At 70.2% G+C, this 18,094-nt stretch carries 15 protein-coding genes and 1 pseudogene; 4 read left to right on the top strand and 12 right to left on the bottom strand.

From position 1 onward, the window contains the following. Positions 1-282: 282 nt before the first annotated feature. The 6 genes from ACQHII_RS11465 to ACQHII_RS11440 all read right to left on the bottom strand — a co-directional run bounded on the left by ACQHII_RS11465 (position 283) and on the right by ACQHII_RS11440 (position 7,138). Positions 283-1,563 carry a YhgE/Pip domain-containing protein gene (locus ACQHII_RS11465; protein ID WP_427919197.1) on the bottom strand — a complete coding sequence of 427 codons (1,281 nt, stop codon included), beginning with the start codon at positions 1,561-1,563 and terminating at the stop codon, positions 283-285. Positions 1,564-1,715: 152 nt separating this feature from the next. Continuing rightward, a complete protein-coding gene (locus ACQHII_RS11460) occupies positions 1,716-2,729 on the bottom strand; it encodes a zinc-binding dehydrogenase (RefSeq protein WP_427919196.1) in 1,014 nt (337 codons plus the stop codon). Positions 2,730-2,744: 15 nt separating this feature from the next. After that, positions 2,745-3,530 (bottom strand): MBL fold metallo-hydrolase, encoded by a 786-nt coding sequence (locus ACQHII_RS11455; protein WP_427919195.1) that lies wholly within the window; start codon positions 3,528-3,530, stop codon positions 2,745-2,747. 334 nt (positions 3,531-3,864) lie between these two features. Further along, positions 3,865-4,824 (bottom strand): MBL fold metallo-hydrolase, encoded by a 960-nt coding sequence (locus ACQHII_RS11450; RefSeq protein ID WP_427919194.1) that lies wholly within the window; start codon positions 4,822-4,824, stop codon positions 3,865-3,867. Positions 4,825-4,874: 50 nt separating this feature from the next. Continuing rightward, on the bottom strand, positions 4,875-6,536 hold the full coding sequence (locus ACQHII_RS11445; RefSeq protein ID WP_427919193.1) for an FAD-dependent monooxygenase: 1,662 nt from the start codon (positions 6,534-6,536) through the stop codon (positions 4,875-4,877). A 116-nt stretch (positions 6,537-6,652) separates the two neighbouring features. Then, complete coding sequence (locus ACQHII_RS11440) at positions 6,653-7,138, bottom strand: MarR family winged helix-turn-helix transcriptional regulator (RefSeq protein WP_427919192.1); 486 nt, start codon at positions 7,136-7,138, stop codon at positions 6,653-6,655. Between the two features lie 137 nt (positions 7,139-7,275). Here ACQHII_RS11440 and ACQHII_RS11435 point away from each other — a divergent pair, with 137 nt between their 5' ends. Both ACQHII_RS11435 and ACQHII_RS11430 read left to right on the top strand, forming a co-directional pair. Then, positions 7,276-7,944: an NAD(P)-dependent oxidoreductase gene (locus ACQHII_RS11435; protein ID WP_427919191.1), complete on the top strand. Its 669-nt coding sequence runs from the start codon at positions 7,276-7,278 to the stop codon at positions 7,942-7,944. A gap of 282 nt (positions 7,945-8,226) precedes the next feature. Next, positions 8,227-8,979, top strand: coding sequence for a short-chain dehydrogenase/reductase (locus ACQHII_RS11430; protein WP_427919190.1), 753 nt, complete (start codon positions 8,227-8,229; stop codon positions 8,977-8,979). A 109-nt stretch (positions 8,980-9,088) separates the two neighbouring features. Here ACQHII_RS11430 and ACQHII_RS11425 read toward each other — a convergent pair whose 3' ends face one another. Beyond that, positions 9,089-10,429, bottom strand: coding sequence for an MFS transporter (locus ACQHII_RS11425; RefSeq protein ID WP_427919189.1), 1,341 nt, complete (start codon positions 10,427-10,429; stop codon positions 9,089-9,091). A gap of 486 nt (positions 10,430-10,915) precedes the next feature. Further along, positions 10,916-11,824: an Lrp/AsnC family transcriptional regulator gene (locus tag ACQHII_RS11420; RefSeq protein ID WP_427919188.1), complete on the bottom strand. Its 909-nt coding sequence runs from the start codon at positions 11,822-11,824 to the stop codon at positions 10,916-10,918. A 223-nt stretch (positions 11,825-12,047) separates the two neighbouring features. Here ACQHII_RS11420 and ACQHII_RS11415 point away from each other — a divergent pair, with 223 nt between their 5' ends. Beyond that, a complete protein-coding gene (locus ACQHII_RS11415) occupies positions 12,048-13,499 on the top strand; it encodes a CoA transferase (RefSeq protein ID WP_427919187.1) in 1,452 nt (483 codons plus the stop codon). A 204-nt stretch (positions 13,500-13,703) separates the two neighbouring features. Here the strand turns inward: ACQHII_RS11415 and ACQHII_RS11410 are convergent, their stop codons facing one another. The 3 genes and pseudogenes from ACQHII_RS11410 to ACQHII_RS11400 all read right to left on the bottom strand — a co-directional run. Then, on the bottom strand, positions 13,704-14,570 hold the full coding sequence (locus ACQHII_RS11410; protein ID WP_427919186.1) for an N-acyl homoserine lactonase family protein: 867 nt from the start codon (positions 14,568-14,570) through the stop codon (positions 13,704-13,706). A 241-nt stretch (positions 14,571-14,811) separates the two neighbouring features. Beyond that, positions 14,812-15,549, bottom strand: a complete 738-nt coding sequence (locus ACQHII_RS11405; RefSeq protein ID WP_427919185.1) for an SGNH/GDSL hydrolase family protein — start codon at positions 15,547-15,549, stop codon at positions 14,812-14,814. A 213-nt stretch (positions 15,550-15,762) separates the two neighbouring features. Further along, a pseudogene (locus ACQHII_RS11400) lies at positions 15,763-16,560 on the bottom strand (SpoIIE family protein phosphatase); the annotation flags it as partial. Between ACQHII_RS11400 and ACQHII_RS11395 the strand changes: the two are divergent. After that, entirely contained in the window at positions 16,486-16,809 is a 324-nt protein-coding gene (locus ACQHII_RS11395) for a helix-turn-helix domain-containing protein (protein WP_427925291.1), read from the top strand. The pseudogene ACQHII_RS11400 and the gene ACQHII_RS11395 overlap by 75 nt on opposite strands. 16 nt (positions 16,810-16,825) lie before the next feature. Here ACQHII_RS11395 and ACQHII_RS11390 read toward each other — a convergent pair whose 3' ends face one another. Continuing rightward, on the bottom strand, positions 16,826-18,076 hold the full coding sequence (locus ACQHII_RS11390; protein WP_427919184.1) for an ISL3 family transposase: 1,251 nt from the start codon (positions 18,074-18,076) through the stop codon (positions 16,826-16,828). Positions 18,077-18,094: the final 18 nt, after the last annotated feature.

Here is an 18,094-nt window from a genome sequence, read left to right as displayed (position 1 = left end):
CCGCCCACCGCGAGGCAGCTGATGCTCATGACCGGTATCCCCTTGGCCCTCACACCCGCGCTCGACGTGCTGCTCGCCGACGTGGGACCCGGCTCCTCTGCGGCGGGCGGCCTGGTGGCGTTCTCCGGGCAGGACCCGATCGTGGCCGCCCGCCACTGGCTTGGCGCAGCCATCGGCATCCCCGTGTGGGGCTGCGCGGTCGGCGCGGCGGGCCTGTGGCGACACGGCACCGGCTCCGGGAAGGACCTCCAGCACACCCTGAGCAGGCCGTCGACTCATCGCTCAAGCGGGCTGCGGGGTAAGGCGCTTGTGGCCCCTGCGGTCGTAGTACTGGACCATCGCGAAGCCGAAGAGCAGGCCGATGGCCGTGCCGACGCCGATCATGGTCCAGGCGCGGGTCAGGCCGGCGTCGCCGCGGGCGTCGAAGTAGAGGATCGCCCGTACGCCGTCGCTGAGTTGGCGCATGGGCTCGAAGTGGGAGAGGAAGCGGTAGAAGCCGGGGACGGCCTGGAGGGGGACGGTGGCGCCGGAGGACGGCAGGCCCAGGACGATGAACACGAACATGGAGACCAGCTGGCCGATCCCGCCGAACGCGGCGTTGATGGCCTGGACGCCGAGGCCGACGGCGAGGGCCGCGCAGTAGGAGTAGATCCACAGCAGCGGGATGTGGGTGGCGTCCATGCCGAGGATGCTGACGCTGGCGAGCATGATCAGGGAGACGCTGAGGAGGGTGATGCCGGCCGTCATGGCCATCTTCAGGAGCAGGGTCTGGGTGCGGTTGATCGGGACGGTGGGGCGGCGGGTGTGCCAGGGGCCGATCTCGTTGTCGGCGTAGCCGAGGGCCGTGTCGACGCCGTTGCTGATGACGTTGGCGCCGAGGAAGCCGGCGAGTACGAGGAGCAGGGTGTAGTAGAAGGCGCTCAGACCGAGCCCGCTGTGGTCGCCGAGGGGGTGGCCGACCTGGGTGGCGATCTGGACCGGGTCGGCGAGCAGCAGCTTCTGCGTGGCGTCGGCCTTCGGGACAGCGGCTGTCAGCTGCTTGCCGATGGTCGTGGAGGCCTGCTGGGCCGCCGTAGTGGTGATCTTGCTCGCGAGGGAGGAGCCGAGGCTGCCCTTGCCGGGGTTGGTGAGCACCGTGATGACTGGACGCTCAGTCGCCTTGGCCGTGGTGAGCGCCGCGACGGAGTCCGTGAAGTCCGAGGGGATCACCAAGGCGCCGTAGACCTTGCCGGAGTCCAGCTCGTCCTGGGCCTGCGCGCGGGTGAGGGTGCGCCACTCAGCGGTGTCACTGGAGGTGTCGGCGGTGATGGCCGCGGCGATCCGCGCGCCCAGGTTCTGCTTCTGGCCTGGCAGCGGCTCGCTCGTGTCGGCGTTGACGAGCGCGATCGGCAGGTCGTGCAGCTCGCGCTGCGGGTTGACGATGCCGCCCATGTAGAGCAGGGACAGCAGCAGGGCGAGCAGCCCGGTGAGGATCGTGGGCATCAGCCACAACTTGGGGCGGCGCAGGAGTGCGGTGGCGCGTGCCTGCGGGCCGGTCTCGGGGGTGGGGCCGTCGGCGGTCATGGTTCTCCGTCGTGTCCGGGACGTGGTGGCGATGGGGTCCGATCCAGACCCGGCCGCCGGGGAGTGGGGCAGCCGGGTCGGGACGGCAAGGCAGGGCGAGTCGTCCCAAGGCTCGCCGTACCCGTACCTGGTGGGGCGATCGGTTGGTCCGTTCAGGGACGCAGCACGAGCCGGATGGGATCGCCCTTCTTGTGCTCCAGCCGTTCCACGGCGTCGGCCGCCTGTTCGAGTGGCAGGACCTCCGAGACGGAGCGCGCGAAGTCCAGCCGGCCAGCCTCCATCAGACGGATGAGCTCGGGCACCGCGGCCTCGCTGGAGCCGTAGTGGCCCAGGATCTGCAGCTTGCGCGCGCTGAACGCGGTGCTGTCGTTGATGGTGACGGGGGTGCCGCTGAGCCCGACCAGGACCAGTTTTCCGGACCGACCGAGCGCGGACAGCGCCTGCTCGCGTACGGCGTCGACGCCGGCGAAGTCGAAGGCGACCTCCAGCCCGGCACCGCCGGTGGCCGCGCGGACCTTGTCCACGAAGGCATCGTCGGCCGGGTCGAGGGCGAGGTCCGCTCCGAAGGCCAGGGCGCGTTCGCGGGCGGCGGGCGAGGGGTCCACGGCGACGATCGGACAGGCGCCCACGGCCCGCAGCAGCTGTACGCCGTGCGCCCCCAGCCCGCCGATGCCCCAGACACCGACAGCCTGGACCGGGCGGACACCGGCGGTCAGGGTGATGGCTCCCCAGGGCGTGGAGACCGCGTCGGGGACGATCGCACCCTGCTCGAAGGGGATGGAGGCGGGTAGCGGGACGAAGGTGCCGGCACGGGCCAGGGCGTACTCGGCCCAGCCTCCGTCGTAGTCGACGCCGCGGGTCAGGACCTTGCCGTCGCGCTGCTCGCCCGCCTGGAGCACGACGCGGTCCCCGGTCTCCCAGCCGTCCACCTCGGGGCCGAGTCCCGCGACGGTGCCGGCCACCTCGTGTCCCAGGACCAGGGGCTCCGCGCGCCCGGCCAGCAGTCCGTCGAGTCCGCCCGAGATTAGATGCACGTCGGAGAGGCACACGCCCGCCGCCTCGACCTTGACCAGGACCTCTCCCGGGCCGGGGACGGGCCGGGGAACCTCCTCCACCCGCAGCTCACGGCTCGGGAAGTGCAGTCGTACCGCGCGCATGGTCGTCATGTCGTCTCCTCCTTGCTACGCGCTCGCGCGCGCCTTCTCGTACAGGACGGGGTCGTGGGCGTTGATGACCATGAGGCCAGGGTCGTCCTGCCGGTACAGCTCGGCGAGGCGGGCGTGGTTGTCGCGGACCTTCTTCCCGTCGTACGCGATGACGGCCTCCATGCCGCGCAGGGAAGCCGGGACGGGGGAGCGGCCGTCCAGGGTGCCGTAGTGGTAGAAGGCGTCACCGGCGTGCAGGAGCCAGCGCGATCCGGCGTCGACCGCGACGGCGGCGTGGCCGCGGGTGTGGCCCGGGAGGGCGATCAGGACGATGCCGGGCGCGATCGCGTCGAGCTCCTTGGCCGCGGCGAACCCGCGCCACGCCTCGCCGTCGGGACGGTGCTCGACGAGCTTCGGACCGTGCTCCCACTGGGGCTTCTGGTAGCGGATCCGCTCCCGCCAGGAGGGGGCGTGGACGGCGCCGCGCGCCTCGTCCACGGTGAGGTGGACCTCGGCGTCGGGGAAGTCGGAGAGGCCACCGATGTGGTCGGCGTCGAAGTGGGTGAGCACGATGTGGCGTACGTCGTCCCGGCGGAACCCGAGCTTTTCGATCTGTCGGACGGCCGTCTCCTCGGGGTCGAACACCGGCCGGACGAAGAACCGGGCCGGTCCTACGCGCCGCTTGGGGTCGGCGATGTCGTCGAGGCCGTAGCCGGAGTCGACGAGGACCAGGCCGTTCGCGGTCTCGATCAGCAGCACGTGGCAGACGAGACCGGCGCCGGGCGGATGCATGGTGCCGCAGTTGAGGTGATGGACTTTCATGGCGGATGTCCTTGGAGGGGTGAGGGCGGATGGGCGCTGATCGGCCCCGGCCGCGCGTCGACGCCGACCGGTCTGCAGGTGCCCTGGGCAGGTGGAGATCCGCCCGGATGACGTCGGGCTGCCCGTACGTTCAGAGGGTGCGCATGGTGCGGGTCATCCGCGGGCCTTCAGCACACTTACGACGTATGTTCACCTCCCTTCAAGCTAGACTTACGACATAAGTTCTGTCAAATGCGCCACTCGCGCCCTGAGTGGTTCTCCGCCGATGAGACGGGCTAGATGGGCGAGACGGGTGATGGCGCACGAGGCCGGGATGGAGTGCGGGCCGGAGCTCTCAGGACGGCCACGGGTCGGCCCGCTGACCCACCACGGGCAGGGCCAGGGCGACTCCCGTGCGTTCGGCCTTGCGGGCCAGGAAGGTCATGGTGGTCGTGAAGTCGTCGAAGAAGGCGGGGAAGGGCCGCAGCGGGCGGTCCAGGGGGCGGGTGAAGTCGTCCCAGTGAATCGGTACGACGCGTCGGGCGCCCGTACTCGTGACCAGCCGGTCCCAGTATTCCTCCCGGAACGCCTCGTCCTGTTTGCCGAGCGCGCCGATCCCCAGGTACACGGTGTCGGCGCGGTGGCCGTCGAGGGCGCCGGGCAGGCTGTGGGCGCTGGCATGGACGAGGAGTTGGCGTTCGCCGTGGCGGACGTGGAGGGTGTAGCAGTCGCCGGTCCGGTAGTCCGTGGCCCGTGCTGGTGGAGTCAACGGCCGGTCGATCCGGCCGGGGGCCAGATCGCCCGGGCTGTGCCGGGCGGGCAGGGCCGTGAGCGTGAAGCGTCCGATGGTGAACGGCTCGTCGGTGACGGCCGACCGGAAGCGGTCGTCGGGGAAGCCCTGCCCGGCGGCGATGTTGCGGGTCGAGGCGGAGCCGATGAGACGGGCGCCGGTGGCCGCGGCCACTTCGGGGGCGTCCAGGGCGTGGTCGTAGTGCGAGTGGACGACGAACACGGCGTCGAGGCGATCGATACCGGCCCGGCGCAGGGCCGCGGTGATGCGGGTGCGGTTCGGTCGCACTCGGCCGAACCGCACCCGCAGCAGGCCGGGGCGGCTGAAGAACCCGTCGGTGAGGATCGCGGTGTCACCGTCGTCCAGCAGAATCGTGGACACGCCGAGGAACAGGGTGTGCGGCGCCCCCGGCCGAAGCGGTGCCGGTGTCTCGTACAGGTGAGTCCAGGGGGCGAGGGTGGGCGCCCGAAGGCCCCGCAGGATGGCTGCCACGCCCGGGCCGCGACGCTCGGCGCCGACATCCATGCCTCACTCCTCGCTCAAGTCGCAAGCAGGACAACACACATGACGCATCATCAGTACTCGCCACGGCCGATGATCCGCTCGATCGCCTCCGTCAGCTGCTCCCCGGCAGCCGTCGCCGCACCGGCCGACCGCCAGCCGACGTATCCGTCCGGCCGGACGAGAACGGCTCCTTCGGAACCGGTCCCGTAGCGCCGCAGGAACAGGCCGTCGGGGTCCGTCAGCCCGGGGGAGCCGATGGTGTAACCCGCCACCGGGAGCCGCAGCCGATGTGCGGCGACCGCGGCCGCCTCCTGCCAGGCGGTGCCGTCCGGGCCGGTGAGCACGGTGAAGCCGGGGCCGAACAGGTCGAGGGTGGACAGTGCGCCGTCGGTGCCGAGGCGGACGTGCGGCGCCCGGCAGCCCGGCGTGGCGCTGGGCGCGTAGTCGGAGTAGTCGTCCTCGACCACCGGCGGGCGGCTGCCGTCCGGGACGATGGCGGCGGAGTCGTAGACGGTGCCGAACTCGACGCCGAGGTGGTTGCCGTAACGGCGGGTCTCGCGCAGGATCGCGTCCGGATCCAGGTCCTCGCCGAAGCCGTAGGTCGCGGCGCCCATGCGGGCGACGTTGCGGAAGTTCTCATACGACTGGTCGGCCGTGCGGCGTGCCGGAGGCCGACGTTCGATGTCGTAGGTGTCGAGGAGCGACCAGTCGGCGAGGCCGCGTACGCACAGGGCGAGTTTCCACATGGCGTTGTGCATGCCCTGCAGGCCGGTGTTGACGCCGAGGCCGCCGGTGGGCGGGAACTGGTGGGCCGCGTCCCCGCACAGCACCACCCGCCCGAACACGAGGCGTTCGGCGACGGTGACGTTCATCCGCCACATGCCCACACTCCGTACGTCCACCTCCAGGCCGGACACCCCGACCGCGGCGCGCACCCAGTCCCGCACCCTGCCGTCCGTCCACGTCTCGCGGTTCCACTGTTCGGGCGGTACGGAGATCTGGCACAGCCAGCGGCCGTTCGCGTCGAGAGGCTGCAGCACGCCGAGCGCATCGGAGTTGGCCACGTACAGGAGCACGCCGGTCCGTTCGCCGACGTACTGCTCCACGGGGGAGTGGAAGTAGCAGTTGACGAAGTGGTGAATGCCCTGTTCGCCTTCGAGCCGCACGCCGAGGGCCTGTCGTACGAGGCTGTCGACGCCGTCGGCCGCGACCAGGGCCGCGCCGGACAGCGCGTACGACTCACCGGTGGCCTCGTCGGTGACCTGCACGACCGCCTGGGTGTCCAGGTCGCCCGCACCGGAGGTGACGTCGGTGACCCGGTGGCCGAACCGGAACTCCACCAGGCCGGTCGCCGCGGCCGCGTCCCGCAGGATCTCCGTGAGCAGGTCCTGCGACGACATCACCGGGAGTGCCGGGCTGACCTCGGGGCCTGGCCCCTCGAAGCCCTTCGAGTCGATCCGGCCGAACTCCTTGCCGACGACGGTGTCGAGGAAGCGGATGGGACTCTTCCAGCCGTCCGGGGTGTCGATGCCGCGCAGCCGTCGGTAGACGGCCGGGCCCCAGCCCCGGGCGATCTCCATCGTGCGGGTGTTGAAGTTGCGGGTCTTCGGGTGCCGTGACGGCGATATCCGCTGCTCCAGCACCACGCTGGGAACGCCGAAGCGTGCGAGTTCCAGCGCGGCGCCGAGCCCGACGGGGCCGCAGCCCACGATGATCACAGTCCCAGGGGTCATGACACGGGCTCCGTCCCAAAGCCGTTGACTTATGTCGTAAGGCTGGCTGCAGTAGAGTGCTTATGCCGTAAGTCTGTCAAGGGTCGTGCGAGGTCGGAGTGGTGTCCTCGGAGAGGTCAGGTCGCCTTGGGGTGTCGGCGGGGTGTCCGGCGGCGCGGGGCGTGGCGCAGGTTGTCGCGGACCCGGGTGAGGACGTCCGCCATCGCCGTGACGTCCTCCTCGTCCAGTGGGCCGAAGAGCTCCCTCGCGACGAGGTCGATGTGGCCGGGCAGTACGCGTGCCAGTGCCTCCTTTCCGGCTTCGGTGATCGTCACGGTCACCGAGCGTTCGTCGTCGGGCGACGGGGTGCGGGCGATCAGGCCGTTCTGCTGCAGGCGGTCGGCCTGGTAGGTCAGTCCGCTGCGGCTGTAGACGACCCCGTCGGCGAGATCGGTCATGCGCAGGCTCTGGCCGGGGGCCTCGACGAGCTGGGCCAGGACGCGGAACTGGATGTAGGTGAGGTCGCCCTCTTCGCGCAACTGTTGTTCGACCAGTTGTTGCAGCAGGGCTCCGGCCTCCATGAGGGCGAAGTAGGCCGCGATGTGTTGGGGTGTCGGCTCCATGGTCCACCGTCCTTGCTTCGAGTTCGAAGTATGCTACCGTCAAGTATGCGCTTCGAATTCGAAGCACTTTGCGTTAATGCTTCGAATTCGAAGTAATTAACCCGAGCGGGTCGGAGCAGGCCCGGAGGAGGAGAACCATGAAGATCGTCGTACTCGGTGCCACCGGCAACATCGGCTCACACGTGGTGAAGGAGGCGCTGTCCCAGGGGCACGAGGTCGTCGCCTACGTGCGCAACCCCGACGCGGTGCAGCCGCAGTCCGGGCTGACCGTCGTACGGGGTTCCCTCGACGACCGGGCCGCGCTGGCGAAGGCCTTCGCCGGCGGCGACGCCGTGATCTCGGCGATCGGGGTCGCCCTGCGCGCGAAGAAGCCCGTCGACCTGATGCAGCGCACCCTGCCGGTCGTCACCGCCGCCGCGCGGGACGCCGGTGTCGGGCGGTTCGTGCTCGTCTCCGCGTTCGGTGTCGGGGACACGGCGGCGAAGGCCTCGCTCCTGGGGCGGCTGGTCTACAAGACGGTCGTCGCCGCGATCTTCAAGGACAAGGAGCTCTCGGAGCAGAGCCTGCCCGCGAGCGGCCTGAACTGGACGATCGTTCACCCGGTCAACCTCAAGGAGGCCCCCGCGGCACCCACCGCCACGGTCAAGCGCCTCGACGAGGTCGCCAAGGTTCCGGGCCTGCCCACCCTCCCCTTCGCGAACGTCGCTCGCGCCCTCGTCGACATCGCCGGCGACCGTGGCCTCGCCGGGCAGCGGGTGCTGGTCACGACCGAGAAGGGGTGGAAGCCGAAGGGGCACGCGGCCTGAGAGGGGGGGCGCTTGGAGAGCGTTACACGGGGGCCGTCGCTCCTGCGCGGTGGGCGGCGGCGGTGGTGGTGCGTCCGCCCCGGTCTGCCTGTCGCCGGCCCGGCCGTCAGGGGCGGCCTGCGCGGAGGCCCGGTACGACGACCACACCAGGCGGGATTCCGGCACAGGCCCGCCGCACCGCCCGGCACACCTCTCCGTCCGGTGAGGGCGGGCCCGGCCGGAGCAGCCCGAAGCCGCGGGAATCCGGCATTCACGTCACCGAACATGTGGAGAAGCACGAAAATGGATCTCGAACTCACGGGCCGCAGCGTCCTCGTCACCGGTGCCTCCAAGGGCATCGGGGCCGCAGTCGCGGAAGTGTTCGCACAGGAGGGCTGCTCGCTCCACCTCGCGGCCCGTGACCGTGCGGCGCTCGACGCAACGGCCGAGCGCCTGCGCGGCACCCACGGGGCCGAGGTACGGGTACACCCCGTCGATCTGCGTGATCCGCAGCAGCTGACGGCTCTCGCGGCAGCCGTCCCCGGACCGGACATCCTGGTCAACAACGCCGGCGACATCCCCGCGGGATCGATCCACCAGGTCGACGCGCAGGCCTGGCGACGCGCCTGGGACCTGAAGGTGTACGGCTACATCGACCTCACCCGGCTGGTTTACGCGGCGATGAAGGAGAACGGCCACGGCGTGATCATCAACAACATCGGTGCCGCCGGTGAATCGGTGAACCCCGCCTACATCGCCGGCAGTATGGGCAACGCGGCTCTCATGGCTCTCACGCGTGCCCTCGGCGGCCACAGCCTCAAGGACGGGATCCGCGTCGTCGGCGTCAACCCCGGACCGGTCGCCACCGACAGGATGCTCGAACTCGCCGCGAACAGCGAGCAGTTCCGCAAGGCCGTGGAGTACTTTCCGGGCGGACGCGCCGCGGAGCCCCGTGAGATCGCCGACGTGATCGCTTTCCTCGCCTCCGACCGCTCCGCCTACACCACCGGCACCATCGTCACCGTCGACGGAGGCATGAGCGTGACCGGCATGTGAGGGGCGACGCGTGGCTGTCGTGGGCGGGAGCCGGCGTCGAGTCGGCGCCGGCTTTGCTCGCGCTCGGAGGACGGCGCTCCCGGTCACGGCTTCGGCCGGCGTCGGCGGGTCAGTCGGGCAGGGCGGCGGCGGTGTCAGGGACGAGGCGGGTCAGCAGGATCCCCGCGAGGAAGGGCACGGCGGTGAGGGCCAGGGGCAGGGCCAGTGAGTGTGTCACGGAGATGCCGTAGGCGATGAGCAACGTGCCGCCGGCGGCGGCCCACCGGGAGAGTGTGGTGGTGAAGGCGAAAGCGGTGGCACGGATGTGGGTGGGGTACTGCTCGGGCAGCCAGATGGTGAAGACCGCGAAGTTCGCGCCGCCGAAACCCAGGACGGGGGCGAAGAGGAAGAACGCCGTGATGTCGTTGCGGGGGTAGGCGTAGGCGTAGGAGCCCGCGATGCCGATGACCATCAGCAGGTAGAGCAGCACCAGCGCACCACGTCGGCCCAGTCTCCGGGCGAGGGACGGCACACACCAACAGCCGATCATGGTCGAGACGGCTCCGAGGAGGGTGATCTGTGACGCCAGGCGGGTCGCGTCGCCGCGCCCCGTGGCGTGAGCCATCGTCGTGACGGCGGTGGCTCCGAAGGTCGCGCCGGCCCACAGCCCCATGGCACATACGACGAGCAGCAGCAGGTTGACCCAGGTCCGCGTCCGGTAGGGCGGTCTGAGGATGGTGCGCAGCGGTGCCCACAGGGATGTGCTCCCCTGTCCGGTCTCCCCGGTTGTCTGCCGCCGGTGGGTTTCGAACCGCTCGGGTTCCTTGACGCCGAGCCGCAGGAACAGCACGAGCAGTGCGGGCGCGAGGCCGATGAGGAACATGCCGCGCCAGCCCAGGGCGTGACCGGCCGCGAGATAGAGCACGCCGGTGAGAATGGCCCCCAGGTAGGTCGCGGAGTGCAGGAGACCGCCGAGGCGTACGCGCAGGCGTTCCGGGACGGACTCGGCGACCGCGGTGCCGGCCAGAGCCCATTCGCCGCCGACGCCGACCGCCGCCAGAAAACGACAGGCCATGAAGATCCATATGTTCGGGGCGGCTCCCGCCAGCGCCGTGAAGACCGAGAAGGTGAGAATGCTGCCGATCATGGCGGGGCGGCGGCCGTACCGGTCGGCGATCGGTCCCCAGATGAACGACAGCCCCCAGCCCAGGAGGAAGACCGCGGCGCTCAGCTGGGCGTAGAGGCCGACGTTGGTGGCGGTGGCGTCGGTGCCGGACTTCGGCAGGAGTTCGGCGAGGGCGGGAGAGGCGACCAGCGCGAAGATCGCGATGTCGAATCCGTCCATGGCCCAGCCGCTGACCGCGGCGGCGAACGAGCGCCGTGCCCGGCTGGTCATGCGCGCCGGTGCGGAGGACTCGACGAGAGGTGAGTCGGCCGATGATGTGCCGGCCACTCGGGGTGCATTAGTCATACTTGCTCCGTTATATCCGTCTGGCGGACGGTTGTGGGTGGTCGGAGGGCCTCGGCCGGGACGCGGTGTACGCGGCGGGCGTGGCGGGCGTGGCACGGAACGGTGCCTGGATCACCCTCGGTGGTGCCCCGTACTCACCGGGCGCGTGGCGGGGGTCACGCCTGACCAGATGGTGCGATCGGCCCGGCCACACGGGTGCGGGGTGGTGGAAACTGCCGTTTCCAGGCGCTCGGTGACGGAAACCGTCACGCCGTGCGGGGGCGGGCGACGTGAGCCGGTCAGTGGGCGGCAGGGTGGACGACGTGAGCCGGTCAGTGGGCGGCAGGGTGGACGACGTGAGCCGGTCAGTGGCCGACGGGGCGGAAGGAGCGTGCGCGCAGGGAGCGGCGCGTCACGTGTCCGGGCCCGCGGGAACGGGGGCCCAGACATCGACGGGGATCACAGAGGTGGCGTACCCGTCCTCGTCCAGCATCCGGCCCCAGGACTTCACCGACCGCAGGACGACCTCCCGCTCGGCGACGCGGATCTCCGGCCAGCTCCCGCGCATCCGGCGCAGCACGCCGTCGAGGGCGTGCAGGCCGTGGAGCTGGAGGGTGACGAACAGGTTGGCCGTCCCCACCACGGCCAGGCAGACCCGGGTCTGAGGCCACTCGCCCAGGTGCCGCCCGACGCTCTCCAGCTGCTCGTCCGGCACCCGCAGCCAGAGTGCGACCTGGATCGGCCAGCGCCCGAGCGCAGGAGGGCCGAGATCCTCCGCTTGACGGCCTGCTCGGACTTTCCGAGCTGGTCGGCGAGGGCGCGGTATCCGGCCCGTCCGTCGTCCTGCAGGGCCAGGAACAGCTCACGGTCGAATTGGTCAAGGGTCCGGTCCGGTACCTGTTCCTGGTCTCCGGGCTCCTGGGCCCGTACCGCCCCGGCCTGGGCGGCGCTGATCGCTCCCAGCCGCCAGTGCTGGCCGCTGAACACCTCGGTCGTCACACTGGTGCGCACCCGGATCAGGCCCGGCACGGTGGGCAGCTGATCCAGCAGCAGACGTGAGAGGGTCCGGTTGTCACCGGCCGCCACCAGCGCGTACAGGTCCCTGCTCCCGCTGACCAGGTGCACGCTGAACACGTGCGGCAGCGCGGCCAGGCCCGCCGCCGCCTCGGCGACGCGACCCGGCTCGCACTCGGCCTCGAACAGGGCGCCCGCCAGCGGCATCCGCGGGCCCGGCGCCGAGGACACCCATGCCTGTCCGGCCTCGGTCAGCCGGCGCCAGCGCCGGCCGGCGGTCACCGCGGACACGCCCAGGACGGCGCCCAACTGCTCGAAACTGGCGCGCGGGTTGACGTGCAGCGCGTCCAGCAGCACCACGTCGTCCTCATCCACCCACCGTCTGCCACCCGGATCCGTCATGCCGCCAGTGTGGCGCAGCCGCACCGGCCGGGCGCCACACGACAGCGACGCGGGCCCGCTGGACATCTCTGGGCACGGCGCCGCGTCGGACCGGGGCCACAGGTGGCGGATTCCTTCACCGGAGGCCTCCCCGCGCAGTTTTCCTTCGATGAGCGCCACATCCGCCCAGCGGACGGACGCTGAGTCCTGCAACTGTCGACAGCCCGGGAGCCGAGGCCCACGTATGCCATCCACCAGTACCAGCCAGGAAATCCGATTCGACGCGGGCCGGGCGTTGGAGAACCTGCTCGCCGAGGTCGGCCTGTCGTCGGCGGAGACCGGGGGGCGCGTCTCCTTCTCCGGGCAGGACCCCATCGTCGCCGCCCGCCACCGGCTCGGCGCGGCCATCGGCGTTCCGGTCATGGCGGGTGCCGTCGGAGCCGCCGCACTGTGGCGCCGGCGCACCGGCCGCGCCCAGGATCTGCACCTGGACCTGCGGCAGGCCGTCCATGGGATCACCCCGCACGCCTTCTGGCATCCGACCCTGAGCGGGGAGACGCCCCCGCACCCGCTGGTGGCCGACAACCCGTTCCTGCTCGACTCCTACCGCACCCGTGACGGCCGTACCGTCATGGCTTCCGGGGTCTATCCCCACCTGGCCGCGAAGTGGTGCCGGTTCCTGGATGTACCGCCGGACCGCGACAAGGTCGCCGCCGTCATCGAGAAGTGGGATGCCTTCGAACTGGAGGAGGCCGCGAACGCCGCCGGACTGCCGCTCTGCGTGGCCCGCACGCCACAGGAATGGCTCGCCCACCCGCAAGGCGCCCTGCTCGCCACGCAGCCCGTCATCGGCCTGGAGCGCATCGGTGACGCCCCGCCCCGTCCCCTGGGGCCGGCCGACCGGCCGCTCGACGGCGTGCGGGTCCTGTCCTTCACCCACGCCATCGCCGGGCCCACTGTCGGCCGGACCCTGGCCGAGCAGGGCGCGGACGTCCTGTGCGCGACCCGGCCCAACGACTACGAGCACGACTTCATCTACGCCGAGGCCAACGTCGGCTCCCGCAGCGCCTACGTCGACCTCACCCGCGACACCGGCCGGGCCCTGGCGGACGAGCTGCTCTCCCAGGCCGACGTCGTCGTCAACAACCACCGCGGCAGCAAACTGGAGCGCCTGGGCCTGGACCCCCGCGACCTGGCCGTCCGTCATCCCGGTCTGATCAGCGTCTCCGTCACCTGCTACGGCTCGACCGGGCCGTGGGCCGAGCGCGGCGGCTTCGACATGAACGGCTCCGCCGCCTCCGGACTCATGGCGCTCGAAGGCACCCCGGAAGCGCCCCGCCTCCCTGTCACCGGCATGATCAACGACTTCATCACCGGCTACATGGGCGCCGCCGGCGCCACCGCCGCCCTGCACCGGCGGGCAGTCGAGGGCGGCAGCTGGCACGTCACCGTCAACCTCACCCGCACCGCCATGTGGTACCAGACCCTCGGTCTCGTCGACCCCGCCCACGCCGGCCGAAACGACGACCACACCCTGCGCGACCCCGCCGCCTACGACGCCCAGACACCGCTCGGAGCTGTCCACATGCTGGCCCCGCCCGTCACCTTCTCCCAGACCCCGGCCCGCTGGAACGACCCCATCCTCGTCCCCCGCGGCTCCAGCACCCCGGAGTGGCTGCCGCCGACAGCCCGCTGACACCCCCTGCCCAGAACCTGCCGCGGCTCGGTCTGCCTCGTGGCCACCGGCTGCCTTCAGTCCCGAGGCGACGGCCGCCCGCCGGCGACCGGTACGGGTTCTGGCGGGCGGCCGTCCGACAAGTCATGATCACACCGTGGGCGCGGACCACCGTGGGGAAATGTCGGAGTTCCGTTGTCGCGGAGGAGCGGCTGGACCCTGGACTCAGAATGCCGGAAGACGAGTGGGCTTGTAGACCTCGGAGTTGGCCAAACGTGTGGCGGCCCGGGAGTCGTGGCTCGGCAGGACCACGACATCCTCCTGCCGAGCGAACTCCTTGATCTTGCGGAGGCTCTCGACCGCGGCGGAGGGGTCCGCGCTGAAGCCGTCGGGGGTCTCCGCGTCGAGCTCGTCCTGGGTGTACGCGGCGTCCCCTGCGAGCAGGTAGGTCACCTCGTCGCCACGGACGACGAGGCTCAGGTGCCCGGGGACGTGACCAGGTGTATCGACGGCGAACACTCTGCCGTCGGAGGTCACAGGGTAGGTGTGCGGCCAGGGGCCGACGGCCGGGCCGGTGGGTTCCAGGAACCGTGGTGCGAAGTTCCTGGGCCAGTGCCTGGGCACGACTGCCTCCGCCTCGGCGTGGAAGCGGGTGCGGTACGCCTCCCAGTGTTCTCGGCCGACGTAGACGGGCAAGTCACTGAGGTCGGTGAGAGCGCCGGTGTGGTCGTGGTGCAGGTGGGAGAGGACGACAGCGCTGATCTTCTCGCTCGGGTCGGGGCTGTGGGTGGCGAGTTGGGCGCCCAGGCCCTGGAGCGGAGCGATGCGCACGTCGAAGGCGAGGCGCATGCCGATCTGCCAGCGTGGGAAGAAGCCCGCTTTCCGGGCTTGGGGGTACTCGCCGGTGTCGAAGAGGATGCGGCCTTCGGGGTGGTCGACCAGGAAGGCGCCGATGGGCATCGGCTCCGTCCAGCGCCGGGTGAGGATCAGGCGAAGCCGACGCAACAGCACCGGGCGGCCGACGGGTTGCGGCTGCCGGGTGGTGTGAACACCGATGGTGCCCGTCTGGAACATGCTGACGTCGATGGTCATTGAGTGGTCCGATCTCCGGACGGCGACACCCCGAGGGGGAGAAAATCGGGCTACGGCCGTCCGGCTGACGTCGCGGAGTCTTGGTGCCTCCGGAACCCGGCACTGAGTAGGACGCCGGGAACCCTTCTTCAGGCACCCGGAAGTGTTGGCACGAGCATGTGGATCAGGTTCTTCTGCCGCGCGTTCCCGACGATGACCGCCGAGCTGCCGGCCACGTGCGTGTGTCTGCTCGCCGCAGACGTCAGGCCAGGTCGCCGAGGAAGTCCTCGATCAGGTCGGCGATCATTGTGGCGCCACGGGTGTTCTGGTGGATGAAGTCCGTCGTCAGCTCCAGGCCGCGCCGCCGGGAGATGCTGTCGAACGACTGGCCCAGGAGGAAATGCCGCATCGCCGTCCGCTTGGCCAGGGCAGTGCCGTCCCGGAAGGGAATGCGAGGGGCGTGGTCGTGCGCTTGCAGATGCTCGATCTGCCTCTCGTGGAGAGGCAGGTACGTGACGCCGTGTTCCGCGGCGGTCGCCTTGATGACGCCGCTGTACTCCTCGGATCGGCGTACCGGCACCGAGCCCGGTTCCTGGCCGAGCACCGGCAGCGAGAGGAGGGCGACCCGGGCATGGGTCTCCTTGGTCAGCCGCTCGGCAATGGTGGCGAGGTTGTGCTCGTACCAGCCGATCGTCGGGATGCCTGGCAGCTTCTTCGTCTTCCTCATCCTGAGGGCGTTCTTCTCGCTCAGGCTCGCGTTGGCGTCGTTGCTGCCGATCAGCACGACGACGATGTCCGGCTGTTGCCGGATGACGGGGTCGAGGCGTTGCAGGACGTTGTAGGCGAGGTCGCCGTTGACGCCGGCGTTGGTGAAGGCGTAGCGGCCCCCAGCGGTTCGGTCCTTGAGAATCCTGACGTAGTCGACGCTGATCTGGGCGCGGGTGATGCTGTCCCCGAGGAACAGGACGCGGGTGGCGCCGGTGCTGGTGCGGGCATTCATGAGGGGGTTCGCTTTCGTGTCATCGGTCGTCGGCCAAGCCCTTGTCGCCGAAGACGCTTGCACCTTCTTGCTTCTGGCAGATGCCCGCAGGCACCCACAGGGGCTCTTTCGAGGTTGAACTTTCTACACTCTAATGCAGATTTACTTCTGACTGTAAATTAGCCATGAGCGGTAATGTGAGGCATCAGCGCCGCATCCGCGGCGGGAGCCGGCTCACCGGGTGGCGTCCGGGCCTGGCAGGTCTTCGTCCCCGAAGGACAGGGTGGCCAGGTCTTTGTCGAACTCCCCGGCGGGCACGTTCATCAGATCCCCGAAGCCGTACGGCAGCTCGTTCGGGCTGTCCGGGCCGAGCAGTGCCTGCTCGGTCCAGATGCACTTGCCGTTCGTGTTGTAGCGGGTGCCCCACCGCTGGGAGAGCGCGGTGACGAGTTGCAGCCCGTGCCCGCCCTCGTCCGTCTCCAACGCGCGACGTATGCGGGGCATGGTCAAACTGCCGTCGGAGACCTCGCAGATCAACTCGGCAGCGTGGAGCAGGCGCAGCCTCACCGGGCTCTTGGCATGGCGTACGACGTTCCCCACCAGCTCGCTGACCAGCAGTTCCGTGGTGGCCGCCAGATCGTCCAGGCCCCAGGCGGAGAGCTGTTCGCGGACATGCTTGCGGGCCTGCCCGGCTGCCTGCGGGTCCTCCGGGAGTGGCCAGGAGGCCATCTGGTCGTCCGCCATCGCGTGGACACGGGCCATGAGGAGGGCCGCGTCGTCGCTGGTCTGCCGCGCGGCGGGGAGCAGGCCGGCCATGAGGGTGTCGCAGAGCCGTTCCAGATCTCCGTCATCTCCGCCTGTGCTGCCCGCGTCCTCATGGGCGGTGCGCAGAAGCCGCGCGAGTTCGGCCATGCCCTCGTCGATCTCGCGGGTGGCCGACTCGACCAGCCCGTCGGTATACAGCACGAGAAGGCTCCCCCCCCCGGGCACCTCCAGCTCGATCGTTTCGAACGGCGGGTCTGCCGCGCCCACTGTGATCGGGCGGCGCTTCCACAAGAGCTACATCCTCCAGGGGTGCGCAGGCTGTTGATCCGGCACGGTCTTTCCTGCCGGGTCCCGGCCAAACCGCCCGTCGAACGCGACGAGGAGAAGGTCACCGGCTGGGGGGAAGGTGACCTGGACACAGGTGGAAGGGCTGCGGCGGCGCTCGACGCCTGGATCGTCTTCGAGGACGAGTCCGGCTCCGCGATGGGCTCAGTCAAGATTTCCGTGACCGGGTGACGGAGCGTCACTTTGGTCAGCTCAGCAGGACTCGTTTGCGGAGGAGAGCGAAGCCGGCTCGGCCGTACATCTGCCGTTTCAGCGCGAGCACTTCACGCAGCTGCCGCTCCTCGTCCGTGCGCAGATGCTCGGGGTTCCACATGATCCAGTTGGTGACCTGCTGCGGCTTGAGTACCGAGGCGGGCGACCGGATCGAACCGAGGCCTGTGCGAAGCGGTCGGAGGTAGCGCCGCACCGCTTGCGGGGTGCGTCCCAGATAGCCTTGAGTCTGGATTTCCCGGAACAGACGGGCGGCATCGGTGCATCCCTCGTTCCAGCGCCGGATCAGGTAGGGCTTGTAATCGTCCAGGCGCGTGGTGCGCAGGGCCCCGTCGATGAGGCCGTCGAGGTTCGTGCAGTGGGCGTAGCGTTCCGCGGTGTGCCGGGCCAGGCCCAGCTCCCGCCCGATTGCGCTGATCGACCAGCCCTTCGCCAGTAGTCGTTGAACTGCTGCGTGTCGCTCACGCGTTCGGGTGATCAGCCATTTCTCGATGCCGGTATCCGGATTGAGCGTGGAGGGCGGAGCCGCGGCCAGACGCCGGGCGGAAGGGGCACTGGGCTCTGGCGCCTGCAGACAAGGACGGTGAGCGATCACCGTGCGCTCAACGGCGGTGGCGAGGTTGTCCCACAAATGCCACCGGTCGGCGACCTGGAGTGCGTGCGGAGCCCCGGCTCGAGCGGCCTCGGCATAGGCACCGGCGCGGTCCCGGCAGATCACCTTGATCCCGGGGTGCCCGGCCAGCCATACGGCGACGGGTTCTTTCTCCCGGCCGGGCAGCAGGTCGAGGACTTCGTGGGACTCGATGTCGACCAGAACCGTTCCATATCTGCGTCCGCGCCGGGTGGCGAAGTCGTCCACCCCCAGCACCCTCGGCGAGCGCGGGCACGGATCGGGCAGCGTCATCAGCACATTCAGCAGCGTCATCCGGCTCACGACGATGTGCAGCACCGCGCCAAGCCGGGCGCCCGCCCGGCCGGCCAGGACCAAAGCGATCGCCTCCACGACAGCCATCAGCACAATGGTGCGTCGTCCGTAGCGGAGGCTCAGCCCCTCGACTTGCTCGGCGAAGGTGCGACGCGGGCATCCGGTGACATCGCAGAACAGCCGGCGCACCGACAGATCGATGCGTACCAGGCCGTCCTGCCCCCGCACGTCCTGCACCCGCACTTGATCCAGGTGTGGAAACACAGTGTCGAGCAAGTCGTCACACACGACGGACGATGCCATCAAAGTGACGCTCCGTCA

Source organism: Streptomyces sp. cg40 (assembly GCF_050320165.1).
Classification (GTDB): Bacteria; Actinomycetota; Actinomycetes; order Streptomycetales; family Streptomycetaceae; genus Streptomyces; species Streptomyces hokutonensis.
Note: the sequence above shows the minus strand (reverse complement) of the source record. Positions and strands in the feature narration are given on the sequence as shown.